The 13,814-nt window shown below is 45.0% G+C and carries 10 protein-coding genes and 2 tRNA genes; 3 read left to right on the forward strand and 9 right to left on the reverse strand.

Translation table 11 applies throughout. From position 1 onward, the window contains the following. Nucleotides 1-85: 85 nt before the first annotated feature. The 4 genes from clpX to NYE45_RS23515 form a co-directional block, all read right to left on the reverse strand. Nucleotides 86-1,339: an ATP-dependent protease ATP-binding subunit ClpX gene (gene clpX, locus NYE45_RS23500; RefSeq protein WP_062837817.1), complete on the reverse strand. Its 1,254-nt coding sequence runs from the start codon at nucleotides 1,337-1,339 to the stop codon at nucleotides 86-88. A gap of 12 nt (nucleotides 1,340-1,351) precedes the next feature. Then, entirely contained in the window at nucleotides 1,352-1,942 is a 591-nt protein-coding gene (gene clpP / locus NYE45_RS23505; protein WP_169480464.1) for an ATP-dependent Clp endopeptidase proteolytic subunit ClpP, read from the reverse strand. A gap of 378 nt (nucleotides 1,943-2,320) precedes the next feature. Further along, nucleotides 2,321-3,661, reverse strand: a complete 1,341-nt coding sequence (gene tig, locus NYE45_RS23510) for a trigger factor (protein WP_264934245.1) — start codon at nucleotides 3,659-3,661, stop codon at nucleotides 2,321-2,323. Between the two features lie 138 nt (nucleotides 3,662-3,799). Beyond that, nucleotides 3,800-4,639, reverse strand: coding sequence for a hypothetical protein (locus tag NYE45_RS23515; protein ID WP_340017429.1), 840 nt, complete (start codon nucleotides 4,637-4,639; stop codon nucleotides 3,800-3,802). Between the two features lie 327 nt (nucleotides 4,640-4,966). Here NYE45_RS23515 and NYE45_RS23520 point away from each other — a divergent pair. Then, nucleotides 4,967-5,040, forward strand: a tRNA-Arg gene (locus NYE45_RS23520). Between the two features lie 456 nt (nucleotides 5,041-5,496). After that, nucleotides 5,497-6,726 (forward strand): MFS transporter, encoded by a 1,230-nt coding sequence (locus NYE45_RS23525; RefSeq protein WP_340014217.1) that lies wholly within the window; start codon nucleotides 5,497-5,499, stop codon nucleotides 6,724-6,726. Between the two features lie 125 nt (nucleotides 6,727-6,851). Here NYE45_RS23525 and NYE45_RS23530 read toward each other — a convergent pair whose 3' ends face one another. The 3 genes from NYE45_RS23530 to NYE45_RS23540 form a co-directional block, all read right to left on the reverse strand. Then, nucleotides 6,852-10,784 carry a S8 family serine peptidase gene (locus NYE45_RS23530; RefSeq protein WP_340014218.1) on the reverse strand — a complete coding sequence of 1,311 codons (3,933 nt, stop codon included), beginning with the start codon at nucleotides 10,782-10,784 and terminating at the stop codon, nucleotides 6,852-6,854. Between the two features lie 379 nt (nucleotides 10,785-11,163). After that, nucleotides 11,164-11,958 (reverse strand): class I SAM-dependent methyltransferase, encoded by a 795-nt coding sequence (locus NYE45_RS23535; RefSeq protein WP_340014220.1) that lies wholly within the window; start codon nucleotides 11,956-11,958, stop codon nucleotides 11,164-11,166. Nucleotides 11,959-12,232: 274 nt separating this feature from the next. After that, nucleotides 12,233-12,306, reverse strand: a tRNA-Arg gene (locus tag NYE45_RS23540). Nucleotides 12,307-12,597: 291 nt separating this feature from the next. Here NYE45_RS23540 and NYE45_RS23545 point away from each other — a divergent pair. Then, nucleotides 12,598-12,891 (forward strand): DUF4870 domain-containing protein, encoded by a 294-nt coding sequence (locus NYE45_RS23545; RefSeq protein WP_340014221.1) that lies wholly within the window; start codon nucleotides 12,598-12,600, stop codon nucleotides 12,889-12,891. Between the two features lie 175 nt (nucleotides 12,892-13,066). On the opposite strand, the gene NYE45_RS23550 is transcribed toward NYE45_RS23545, so the two are convergent. Together NYE45_RS23550 and NYE45_RS23555 are read right to left on the reverse strand one after the other, a co-directional pair. Beyond that, nucleotides 13,067-13,423: a hypothetical protein gene (locus tag NYE45_RS23550; RefSeq protein WP_340014223.1), complete on the reverse strand. Its 357-nt coding sequence runs from the start codon at nucleotides 13,421-13,423 to the stop codon at nucleotides 13,067-13,069. 31 nt (nucleotides 13,424-13,454) lie between these two features. Next, on the reverse strand, nucleotides 13,455-13,754 hold the full coding sequence (locus NYE45_RS23555; protein ID WP_062837824.1) for a hypothetical protein: 300 nt from the start codon (nucleotides 13,752-13,754) through the stop codon (nucleotides 13,455-13,457). Nucleotides 13,755-13,814 lie beyond the last annotated feature (60 nt).

The following is a 13,814-nucleotide window of genomic DNA, read 5'->3' on the forward strand; positions in this document are numbered from 1 at the left end:
CCTGACAGAGACATGAATTCGCCTTCTGCCAAAGTGGAGAACTGACAAGTCTATATTTCAGAGTTGAACAGGTTTCAGGCTCTAATTAGGCGCTTTCTTCCTGCTTATCGTCCTTCGATTGGCTTAGTTCAGGCACGACTCTTTTCTCAACGACTTCTTCGGTAATGACACAGTTCGTAACATCTTCACGTGAAGGCACTTCATACATGATTTCAAGCATGATGCCTTCAATGATGGCACGCAAACCACGTGCACCTGTATTACGTTTGATTGCTTCTTTTGCAATCGCGAGCAATGCAGCTGGTTCAAATACCAGATTCACATTGTCCAGCTCAAGCAGTTTTTGGTACTGTTTGGTAAGCGCGTTTTTCGGTTCGGAAAGAATCCGTACCAACGTATCTTCATCCAGTGGCTCCAACGTGGAGATGACTGGCAGACGGCCTACAAATTCCGGAATCAGACCGAATTTCAACAAGTCTTCCGGCAATACCATGCCCAGATATTCACCTGGTTTCAGATCTTGTTGCTCAGCAACGGTGTTGAAACCAATGACTTTTTTACCGATCCGACGTTTGATCATTTGCTCCAGACCATCAAAGGCACCGCCGCAAATGAACAGGATATTCGTTGTATCGATCTGGATAAATTCTTGATGAGGGTGTTTACGACCACCTTGTGGTGGTACAGAAGCCACAGTTCCTTCAAGAATTTTCAAGAGTGCCTGTTGTACACCTTCACCCGATACATCACGAGTAATGGATGGGTTTTCGGATTTACGCGCTACTTTATCAATCTCATCGATATAAATAATGCCACGCTCTGCTTTTTCCACATCATAATCAGCAGCTTGAATCAGCTTCAGCAGAATGTTTTCTACATCCTCACCTACATAACCCGCTTCCGTTAATGAAGTAGCATCAGCAATAGCAAAAGGTACATTCAGAATTTTTGCCATCGTTTGCGCAAGCAACGTTTTACCAGAACCCGTAGGTCCTAACAGCAAAATGTTACTCTTCGACAACTCAACATCTTCAATCTTGCTTTGTGTGTTGATCCGTTTGTAGTGATTATACACTGCAACAGACAATGACTTCTTCGCTTGTTCCTGACCAATAACATATTGATCCAGGATATTACGAATTTCTTTCGGTTTAGGAATATCTTTGAGGTCTACTTCTTCATCATGACCGAGTTCTTCCTCAACGATTTCGGTGCAAAGTTCGATACATTCATCACAAATGTACACGCCTGGTCCAGCGACCAGCTTACGTACCTGTTCCTGAGATTTACCGCAAAAAGAGCATTTCAGTTGCCCTTTCTCATCGTTAAATTTAAACATGAAACCACCCCTTTAGGAATTGATCGGTCTACTGAGCACCTGGTCAATAATGCCGTACGTCTTAGCTTCGTCAGCGCTCATGAAAAAGTCGCGGTCTGTATCCCGCTCAATTTTATCAAGAGACTGACCCGTACGATCGACGTATATTTGATTCAGTTTCTGACGTGTTTTAATAATCCATTCTGCGTGTATCTTAATATCCGCAGCCTGTCCTTGAATGCCGCCAAGCGGCTGATGAATCATCACTTCGCTGTTAGTCAGCGCATACCTCTTGCCAGGCGCACCGGCTGTCAGCAATAGAGAACCCATGCTTGCTGCCATCCCTACGCAAATGGTAGATACATCCGGCTTGATATATTGCATCGTATCGTATATACCCATCCCTGCGGTGACAGAACCACCAGGTGAGTTAATGTACAAGCTGATATCCTTTTCAGGATCGTCGGCTGCCAAAAACAAAAGCTGTGCTATGACAAGATTGGCTACATCGTCATCAATCGCACTGGTTAGAAAGATAATGCGATCCTTCAGCAAACGCGAATATATATCGTAAGACCGCTCGCCTCGATTGGTTTGTTCTATAACCATTGGCACCAGACTCATGAGACCAACCTCTTTTCTACATGTAATTAGACATAGGCCACCTGTAAAGCAAACCCAAATTCATTCTAACACTTTCCTGTGACAATGTCATTTTTCACAAGCGTGTCAGACATCAGTTCGTTTACTTTTTTGCCTGATCATATTTAACCATGTTTTCTATGTATGTGCAAATTGAAGCCATCCTATGCCGTATTGCCATTTTTTATTTGCACGAAGTGTCATAGGTATGTAAAAAGTGTACACCGATCAATAAAATTAGTATTCATCCATATTATTACTTCATTTTCTATAAAATGGATGTCATAATTTAAAAATAAGGCACGCAATGATTCACGTGCCTTATCGTTTATTCAACTGACAAGTTGATAACAGCTTGTCTTATTTTTCGTCAGCTTCTGCAACAACTTCTTCAGCTGGAGCTTCAACTGGCTCAACAACTGTGCTGTTCTCAACAAGAACGTCAATCGTTTTACGCAGTTTAACTTCATCGCGAAGGCTGTCCAGGGAACCATTACCCTCGAGGATGCCACGGATCTCATCAGCAGGACGCTTGTAAGATTCAGCCATTTTTTCGAGTTCTTGATTCACTTCTTCGTCAGATACTTCAATGTTTTCCGCTTTACCTACAGCTTCAAGCACCAGGTTGTTGCGAACACGTTTGGAAGCATCTTCTTGCATTTGTCCTCTCAGGTCAGCTTGAGTCTGGCCAGAGAAGCTCAGGAACATTTCAAGGTTCATACCTTGGTTGCGCAGACGGTTGTCGAAATCACGCATCATGTTTTGTACTTCGCTCTCAACCATTGCAGCAGGAATGTCCACTTCAGCGTTCTCAGCCACTTTTTCTACAACTGCATTTTCTTGAGCAGCTTTGGCTTCGTCAGCTTTACGGGATTCCAATTGTGTTTTCAGGTCAGCTTTGTACTCTTCCAGTGTGTCGAATTCACTAACATCTTTAGCAAACTCATCATCCAATGCAGGAAGCTGTTTGCGTTTGATTTCGTGAATTTTCACTTTGAATACCGCTTGTTTGCCAGCAAGTTCTGCTGCATGGTAGCTCTCTGGGAAAGTCACTTCTACGTCTTTGAAGTCGCCTGTGGAAAGACCCACAACTTGCTCTTCAAATCCAGGAATGAATGTGTTGGAACCCAGTTCCAGGGAATAACGCTCAGCTTGTCCACCTTCGAAAGGTACACCATCAACGGAACCGTCGAAGTCGATTACTGCAACGTCGCCGTTTGCAGCGGAACCTTCGTCGATTACAACGAGTTCAGCGTGACGTTGTTGAAGACGCTCAAGTTCTTCAGTCACTTCTGCGTCAGTTACTTCACCTTTTGCTACAGCAACTTCGATTCCTTTGTAGTCACCCAGGGTAACTTCAGGTTTCACAGTTACTTTCGCTTTGAACTTGAATGTTTGTCCTTTAGCGAATTGTTCAACATCTACGTCAGGACGATCAACCGGGAAGATATCCGTTTGGTCGATTGCTTCTGTATAAGCTTCAGGAAGCAAAATGTCGATTGCTTCTTGATAAAGGCTCTCTACACCAAAACGTGCTTCGAAGATGGAACGTGGTACTTTACCTTTACGGAATCCAGGTACGTTTGCTTGTTTTACCACTTTATTAAAAGCTTTGTCGAGTGCTGCAGTTACACGATCTGCATCCACTTCAACCTCAAGAACCCCAAGGTTCTTCTCTATCTTTTCCCAAGTTGCTTTCATTGTATACTTTCCCCTCCAAAATTCACATGTTCACGTAGGCAATCACGTACAAAATAACCATTTTAGTATAAACAAGATTAGATTCTTTTTCAAGGGGAATCCCTTGATACAGTTTAAGGAAAACGTTTCCGGCCTCGATTAACCGTCCAAACCGGCAGATACAAACTGTTTCATCGAACGATAAGCCTGCTCCAGTCGAAAGCGCATCGCGCCTGTCACAGCATACATTGAGCGGGTATTTTCCTCATCATGCGAACCACCCAGACTGTCTGCAACGGTCATATGTAGAGCTGCTGCCCATATATCTGTCATGGAATCATTTTCTTCCAGCATCGATATATAATCACGGGTTCCATACACCGCCATCACATATTGTATCCACAGTTCCTGGGCAAAATAAAAGAGCGTAGGTTCATGAACCTCCGTCTGATCAGCCACTCGTTCCAGAATCTGAACGATTTGGAGCGGGAATTCCTCTGGTTTAAGAGGCACGGTATCAATCTCGACCTCTACCTGCTCTTCGCCTCTCGTAAACAGGATCATACCTTGAACGCCTCGGCGACGCAAGGTTTGCAGCACCCGGAATTGAAGTAAAGGGTGAAGCGACTTATCTTTTAACCAACTCGTAAGTGCCTCGTCAATCTTCGGCAGATCAAGATAGGCCAGCTGCTCCAAAGCCAGCATCATCTGTTCAGACAGCGGCTCTTCCATTACTGTGCGAAGCATCTTATCTGCATAGCCATCATCCTGTTCAAGCTTCAAACGGGCATGCTGCCTCGCCATGTCTTCCTCACTAACCTCTTCCTCTTCCCGTTCCTCATGAACGGCAGGCGAAGTTTCTTCATAATGAGGGAACGCAGCCTGAAGCCATTCGAGCAGGGCCCGCCATTCATCATAGTGGCGCTCTTCCTGTCCCTGACATTGCAGCAAAAAGTGAAGCAATTTCATCGCTTCACCATACCGTTCATTTTCAAGCATCACTGTCAATTGAATCTGGTAATAGTCCAGCGTCTTAGGAAACAGCACAATATTGTTGTTGTGCTCGGTTTCCGGGGTCGTGGATTCCTTAATGGGAGCACCTCCTCTATATCCTGAATCTCCAGTCGGAATCAACATAAATAGATGTATATATTAAAACGATTGTCGATCTATTTTCTGAGTTCTCCTGATATTCTAACATAACCTTAAATATAATGAAAAAAACGTTACTGCCGCCAAATATCATATACGAAAAACAGTTTAAAATAAAACGCTTGATATTCCTGTTTGTATATGATAAAATCAATTTTGCTTGAAAAAAATCATGTCTCAGTAGCTCAGCTGGATAGAGCAACGCCCTTCTAAGGCGTCGGTCGGGGGTTCGAATCCCTCCTGGGACGTAAAAAAAGAAAACTTCCTTCGGGAAGCTTTTTTGCGTTCTGGGGATGAGAACCCCGACGGTTCGTCGGAGCATCCACTTCGTTAGCGACACGTCGCAGTATCGATGTTCTAATGAGCATACGGCACTTTATTTGGTCCAAAATAAGCATTATGGAATTCTAACGAATCTTAGAGAGCTTATTTCAACATTTCAAGGTAGATACCTCAAATATATGCAGTAAGTTGCCTGATTAACGTTACTGAGGTTCGTTAAAATCCGAACATGGCGGTTATCCGCTTAATAAGACCTCTTAGATTCGTTAGAGCTTATCGGTCAAAGGTAGTCAATGCGTCTGCGTCCAGTGGATGCTTTTTTTCATTTCATTGCTCAATATTGACATAGAATGTTATGCTTGCGGAGTGGATAATGTAACAATCCATACATATTAACTCATTAGGAAACAGGAGATTTTATCATGTCATCTTCAATACAGCAGCACTCATCTATCCAAGCCGAGGAAGAACATTCTTCGACATCCAAAAGATTCGGCCTGTTATTGGCAGGCATTATCGTCATCGCCGCTACCATGAGGTCACCGATCACGGCAACCGGTCCCGTCGTGGAGATGATCCGCTCGGATACAGGTATCGGCCATACAATGGCGGGGCTTCTAACCTCGCTTCCTTTGCTTGCCTTTGCAGCAGTCTCTCCGTTTGCACCACGTCTTGCGAAACGTTTAGGACTTGAATCAGCCTTGTTGATTGCTATCATCATCGTAACTCTCGGGGTGGCGTTACGTTTATCGCCCTCTGTCTTGGCCTTATATGCAGGAACCGCAATATTGGGATGCGGCATTGCGTTAAGCAATGTGCTTTTACCCAGTTTGATCAAACGTGATTTTCCACTGCGTGTTGGTATCGTGACCGGGCTGTACTCCGTATCGATGAATATATTTGGCGCCATTGCCTCAGGCATGAGTGTGCCAGTTGCAGGAGCAACTTCTATCGGTTGGCGCGCTTCTTTGGGTATGTGGGCCTTGTTATCCATTCTCGCATTTCTCTTGTGGCTCCCCCAGGTCGCTGCGGGACGCCAGCGAATGTTATATGTTGCCACCCAGAGTGAAGGGACACCTGTACGTCTACGGACATCATCCCTGGCCTGGTTCATTACATTATTTATGGGTCTGCAATCTCTAATCTTCTATACGACGATTACCTGGCTTCCCGAGATTCTCGCCGAGCAAGGCTTCAGCCCCACCTCAGCAGGCTGGATGCTCTCCCTTATGCAGATGGTTAGCGTTCCCGTTACCTTTATCGTTCCGATCCTCGCTGGCAGAACGAGAGACCAGCGTGTGCTAACCACGATAACGTGCTCCTCTTTAATTGTCGGGTATGCTTTATTGTTAAGCGGACTCCCTTCGCTCGTTACCATCGGCGTCACGTTGGCTGGAATAGGTGCTGGGGCTTCGTTTGGACTGGTAACGATGTTCTTCGTCCTTCGTACCAAAGATGCCAGACAAGCTGCCAGCCTGTCCGGTATGGCCCAGTCATTCGGTTATATGCTGGCGGCAGTGGGACCTCTGCTGTTCGGCATGCTTCATGACTGGACAAAAGGATGGACCCTTCCATTGCTGATACAGGTTCTTCTGGCCATCGCTTTACTCATCGCAGGTATCCAGGCCAGCAAGAATCGAATGATCGGTTAGTCATACAATTCATTTATATAGAAAGAACAACATGAAACGGCCTCCATCCTGCAAAATCAGGATGGAGGCCGTTTGTGCATTGAACAATTCCTTCATTAATCTAATCAGCTTCAATGAGGAAGAGCTTACTTCACTTTTACCGTGATCGTATCTGTGCTGGTAACTCCGGCTGCGTTAATTAACTCAGCTCGATACGTGTACGTGCCCGAAGCTTTCCCGGACAGTGTACTCACAGCGCTTTGAGCAAGAGGTGTAACCGCACGGAGTTCTTGCGTGTCAATTAACTCATCATTTTCATAGAGACGGTACTCAGAGGCATTCGTCCCCCACCACAGGTTCATGGTCACCTTATAGTTGCCGTCGCCATCCCAGTTATCCTGAGAGAGAACTGCTTTGCCAGGCGTTGCATTGGTAATCTGAACAGTCAACGTCTGACTCCGTGTTGTTCCCTTGTCATTCGTTAACTCGGCCACATAGCTATATGTGCCGTTGGCTTTGCCCGTGATCTTCGTCTGAGCAGACTGCGCTGAAGGCGCGTTATAAGTCAACTTCTGCGTATCAACCAAAACCCCGTCTTCATATAACTTGTAGCTGGTTGCGTTCTCGCCCCACCACAGGTTCATGGTAACGATATACGAGCCTTCTGGCAGGCCATTGCCTACCCAGTTATTGTGAGACAATACAGGCGTGCCTGGGGCCTTGGTGGCCGGAGTTTCAGGTTCGGTCTCCACGGATTCCAATTTCAATGCGGTATTGGCTGTACCCGAAAGCCCTTGTTGGTCTTTTACCGTAAGTTCAACGGTATATTCCCCTGCTTCGATCCCTTCCAAAGGAAGGCTGAAGGTGCCATCCGCTTGTACTTCAAAAATACCTTCTTTTTGAGTCGAGCCATCTTCTTTTTTCACAACATACGTTGCTTCCAAGGAAGCTGCCGGATCAAACGCAATGTCCCATCCGCTGGCAAGCGCAGGAGCAACTCGGAAGTACAAATCTTCCACGCTACCATTAAGGACAGCAGATTCATCCACTGTGAACTCCAACGCTTCTGGTGCAGTTACAGCGGGAGCTGTCTTTTTCACCAAAAATGGAGAAGTATCTTCCTTATAGGTTTTACCGTCGGTACCAATGGTAGTGATATCAACGGTGTATAAACCATCTGGAATCTCTGTCACTTCATCGGTTGTGTAGTCCGCATATGTGCCGTTCCAAGCAAGGTTATATCTTGCATTTGCACTAAAGTTAAAATAGTTACCGAAAATGGAACCGATATATCCATCTTGATAATATCCACCTTCTGGGTTGAGACCATCATAAATCTCAATCAGGGCGAAAGTCATTGGATTATAGAATTCCATCGCTACATTCAGCGTATCCAACGTACCATCAGCCTTCAATGGATAGTGGAATGGATTTTTTTCAGTGCCTTTTACCGTTTCAATATATTTCACTCCACTCAACGTAACGTTGAAATGAGCAACATATGGCACAGTGAAGGTATTGGTTCCGTTCGACAACTCAATGTATCCTTGAGCTTCTGTAACCGCGGTAACCCCTCGTGGAACGGTGATTGTCACTGCAAGTTCTTCCTCACCATTCAGTGTGAACGAACTCTTGTCTACCGCAACGGATACACCAGCGACATTACGCGTCGGATTCACATTTACGGTGTAATCTCCACCAGTACCATTTAATGCTTCAACTTTGATCGTTTTGGTAATCGTTTTTTCGTCTGTGCTCAGGAAATTACCGTAGTTGATGCTTCCGGTGATATTTTCCTTTTCAACAACAGAGCCACTCTCTGTGTATTGAGTAACATCAAGCACTTTCACAAAAGCAGCAGGATCGATGGTGTTCACAGCCTGAATGCGCCCTGCACCTTGATCAAATACATCAAACTTGCTCGTATCCAGCACTTTACTATTGTTCATGAGCGCTACTTTGATATCAAATGGCGTCCAGTCCGGATGCTTCTCAATCAACAGCGCAATCAAACCTGCTACATGAGGTGTAGCCATACTTGTACCTGTTTTACGATCATAAGCTTGTGCGTAATCTGCGTCTGGCTCATCCTTGCCGTAGGCAGGAATCGTAGACAGAATGCTTGTACCTGGTGCAACAATATCCGGTTTGATGTCCAGCGTTACCTTTGCAGGTCCACGTGAACTGGATGAATTCATTTCATCACCCGGAGTTTGGGAACGTTCAAAGTCACTAAAGCTCACTTCAACGGCTTGTCCTGCGTCCAGCTCAGCCTTGATCACATCTCCATCTTCCTTGGACATGCTCAGTGTCGGAATGAGTTCAAAGTTATCGCCCAGACTTACACCGATCGGACCCGGAATGTTGTTATATACAATAACAGCGACGGCTCCAGCCGCTTTGGCATTGGCGATTTTCTCTACAAATGCGAGTTCACCACGCTGAATCAATGCTACTTTGCCTGTAAAATCCTTGCCTTCAAAATCAGCTGGTTTACCCAGTGCTGCAAATTCAAGTCCAAATTTCCCAGTCAAAACAGTTTCAGGGTCTGCCGACAGGCTCCAACCCATCAGATCCAGACGGTAAACCGACTCTGTAATAGACAGTGGAGCTTCAGTCGGAGCAATTACAGACTCTTCTTCCACAGGAGCAACTTCAGGAGAAACTTCAACTGGTGCAGAAGTATTATCTTCTGTTGTCGCTTCTTCTACAACTTCTTCAGAAACCACGTCCTCCACAGCTGCAGCACTTTCTTCAGTAGCAGTTGCAGGTGCACCTTGTTCTGAAACTTCAGGTGCTTCTGTTCCAGGTGCTGTCCCCAGTTCAGGAGATTCTTCAACCTCTGGCACAGGTTGTTGTTCAGGCAACACTTCTTCGCCTTCTTCACCAATCCAGAAGTGAGTATCAGCTGTAATAAGCTGGCTAGGACCTGTAGAGTTACCTACGGTAATGGCCATGGCAGATGCACCCGGAGAACCGAGTGTATAACGGTTAGGTCCACTGTTACCACTTGCTACAACCGCTGTCACACCGGACAACATCGCATTGTTAAGAGCAACCGAAGTAACATAACTTGGATCGTTGGCGGCGTTACCCAACGAGAGATTGATAACGTCCATGCCATCTTCAACAGAACGATCGATTCCGCCGAGTACCCATGACGTCTGACCACTACCGTACGGTCCAAGTACACGGTAAGCATAAATATCTGCTTCAGGAGCAACACCAACAATGCCGTAGTCCCCTGCTTCACGAGCAGCAATGGTACCGGCTACGTGCGTACCATGGGATGTGTAATAGGCACTTCCATTAGCGTTAAACTCAGGTTCACCTGACACTTTCCATTCTTGATATGTTGCTTCATACGGATCGCTATCATTGTCAACAAAATCCCATCCACCCTTATAGGCTGGCTGTAGATTAGGATGCTCATAGTCAATCCCTGTATCAATGACACCTACTTTGACGCCATTTCCTTTGTAACCCAGATCCCATACTTCAGGTGCACCAATAAAAGGCGCTGTGTCTTTCATATACGGGTTCACTTCATCTGTCTCGGGAGCTATTGTAACTTCAAGGTCAGGATATACACTGACCACGCCTGGTATCTGCAGCAATTGTCCCACTTGGTTTCCTTTGATCTCAATGGCTACACCATTCAGGGCGTATGCATACTCTTCCAATACTTCATGTTTGATTTTCTTCTGAGTGAGGCTATGTACAAATGACTCTTGTTGTTGCTCAACTTGAGTCACAGCCTTTGTTTCCATAGAGGAGGTAAATGATTTTCCTGAGAGGGTTGATTCACCTTGCGCTACTGCAACAGGTTTATTCGAAAGCTCAACGATAACTCGGGTGTTTTCTCCACCCAGGCCTTCCAAACTTTCATCCAAAAATGGATCTGCGGCAATTTTTGCTTCCCGCCCTGCAAGAATCTCTCTCCATTGTTTGGCTTCGGCTGCACTTGGTAGGTTCTCAAGCTGAATAACTGAATCTGTGGGAGCGGCTCCAGCCGCTGGGAGAATAATGGAAAAGACCATCAGAACACTTAATAACGTGGATATCAATCGTTTGCTCAAGGCTATGCCCCTCCTTTTAAATGTGAGTACCTCACCAAATGATGGGTTCCTGCTATTCGCACGTACTGCAATACCTGCTCAATTTCACCACCTATCTGCAAGAAGATTGACCCTTGGTAAATTATTCTATCAAAATACCACATTTTCCTTCTAAATACTTACAAATATGATATAGAAATTACTTATATGGGTCTTGAGTATGATAAAAATATCCATTTGTAATTATTTGTCGTTTGAATATCTTATTTTTAAAATAGCGCATCAAAAAAAGACCAAGATCCTCTTTATTAAAAAGAGATTCTCGGTCTATATGTGAAGAATAGTTGTTAAAAAAAAGACCACCATAATTCTTTTAACATTGATACAACAATATCATAATTCAACTTTCTGGTTTCACAGCCTCAATACGCAGGCGCTTATAATCGGCATACATCGCATCTTCTTTCCAAAGATGAGGCAACACGATCTGACTGGTTTCATGGCAGATTTTTTGTATCTCATCATGGCTGATACCTGCGAAATAGTCGCCTCCAAAATGAGCCAACCAGCCTACTATACCCTGCTCACCATCTGCTAGTCTGGTAGGACGGTCGTAGTGATAGGCCTGTCGCACCACAAATCCACTTTGCTCCAAAATATAGCTATATTCTCCGATCGAAGGAAAGTACCAAGGATTGCGTTCCGATGCACGGATGCCTGTGTTACGTTCCACGACCTCCTCTAGTGCATCCACAATGATCTGCACGTTCCCTTTACCGCCGAATTCTGCGACAAAACGCCCTCCGGGCTTCAGAGATTTCCAGATACTATCCACCACTAGTCGCGGACTTCGCATCCAGTGCAGCGCCGCATTGGAAAATACGGCATCATACGGTCTATTCGTCTCAAACTGATGACCGTCTCCTTCCACGAATTCAATATTGGGGAATTTCTCCCTCGCACGACGAATCATGTCCGGAGATGCATCAATGCCAACAACCTCAGCTTCGGCCAGAGAAATTTCATACGTTAAATCCCCCGTCCCGCAACCCAGATCAAGGATGTAGTCCCCTTTCTGGGGTTGAAGCCATGAGATCAGGTTTTTACCGTATCCGGACACAAAAGCCAATTTGTTGTCATACTCATCTGCTTGCCATTGATTTAATGATTTCATCGATACCACCGTCGCTTTCATCGTTAATAACCACATTGTGACACAGAATTGTTTATTGTTTAAATATATAGAATCTATTCATTTAATAGGTAAAACCAATAAATAACTTTACTTCAAACGCAAAAAAACTTCCCGAAGGAAGCTTTCTTTAATACGTCCCAGGAGGGATACTCTCCTTTACAGTCGAGACTGCGGAGTGGTGCTAACGAAGCGGGTGCTCCGACGAACCAATGGGGGTTCTCATCCCATGAGCGAAAAATAAGAAGCTTCCCGAAGGAAGCTTCTTATTTTTTTACGTCCCAGGAGGGATTCGAACCCCCGACCGACGCCTTAGAAGGGCGTTGCTCTATCCAGCTGAGCTACTGAGACAAATATGTATAATAAATTTTCGGCGCGGTTCTTATTATACTCTGTTTTCTATATTTTTCAATAGTTTTATAAAAAAATTAATAATTACACTTAAATGCGGATTCAAAAGTTACTTTCTGGTGTTATTCTCATACTCCATTACCTTTAGGAATATGATAGCTTGAACCAGGCTATATTGAGGAGATTGGAGCAATTAGAGCAGGATTAACATCAGACATTTTCAATGTCATAATTGCTGGGTAATCTTTTGCATACATACATTTCAATGTTCCATTGAAGGAGAGAATCGTCATGAGACAACTTTTATCAGCCCTATCCTATTTTAGTATTTTCTTCGCCCCGTTCCTGTTTCCGATCATTATATGGATTGTTGCCAAGGATGCTTACATTGAGGGACATGCGAAACGCGCTTTATTCTCACATGTATTCCCGTTTCTCGCTGCCATTCCGCTATTATATTTCTTCGTGACTGCGCATAGTATGGGTTCTGCCGTCGGGTTTGTCATTTTATTCTTTGTGATCTACGGATTAAGCTTTGTGTACAACGTGGTCAAAGGCATTCAAGTGCTGCGTGAGTATGCTTAATCACATCTCCACCTGGTCTGACTCTCGCGTAAAAAACCCCGCCGTTCAACAACGGCGGGGTTTTTCCAGTTACAGATGCATTTGCAGTTACAACAGCAACAGATCACTCTCTACGTATAGCTCAGCATTGAACCCTATCCCATTGGCAACACATATGTTGCTGTAGCATTCCTTCTTAACCCTGCCCAATCAGGTACCGCTGAAGTGTGGGACCCAGCAAACCAAAAGCAAACAGTTCACTTTGAAACCGAGCCTTATCTTCTTCGGCGGTAATGCCTTCGCTGTTCTCAAACGCGGTTTCTGTCGCCTCTTCAAATGCGGTATGCATATTATTGTTATACCAGTCGATCGCCGAATCGGAGTGATTGCGTACAATTCGAACGACTTCCAGCGAATTTCCGGGCTGCGTTGAGGCCACGTATACAAGTAATGACGGGTCTCCAGCATTTCCAGGCTGCACTTCAACCTCTGCACAGGACAATCCATCTACCTCTGTTAATCTGCGTATTTTGGCATCTTGAATGGCATACATTCGTCATCGCGCTCCTTTTCCTATGTGCTTATCATGTACTTTGTTCAATCTGATATCGTGTCTCTGGTGTCCCCAATCGATAAATCTCCCGATACACCTGTTGTAATACCGTTTCATACGCCCGGTTTACGGACTCCTCCGGTGTATCTGGCCATGGGAATACCATGCCAGGAAAGGCCTCTTCCTCCTTTTCCTGCATGAGATTGAGCATTCCCAGCAATTGCTCCGCTTCCTGTGGCGTAGCCTGAATGATCCATTCATATGATGTTACAGACGGATCCGGAATAACGGAGCGGCCCATGACAGACACATAATACTTCATACTGTCCATTGCATGTTCTCTCCTTCACAGGCATGTTGAGGCCGTTGTCCCTAGAACTAGTTTCCGAAG

This window comes from Paenibacillus sp. FSL K6-1318 (assembly GCF_037976905.1).
Classification (GTDB): Bacteria; Bacillota; Bacilli; order Paenibacillales; family Paenibacillaceae; genus Paenibacillus; species Paenibacillus amylolyticus_A.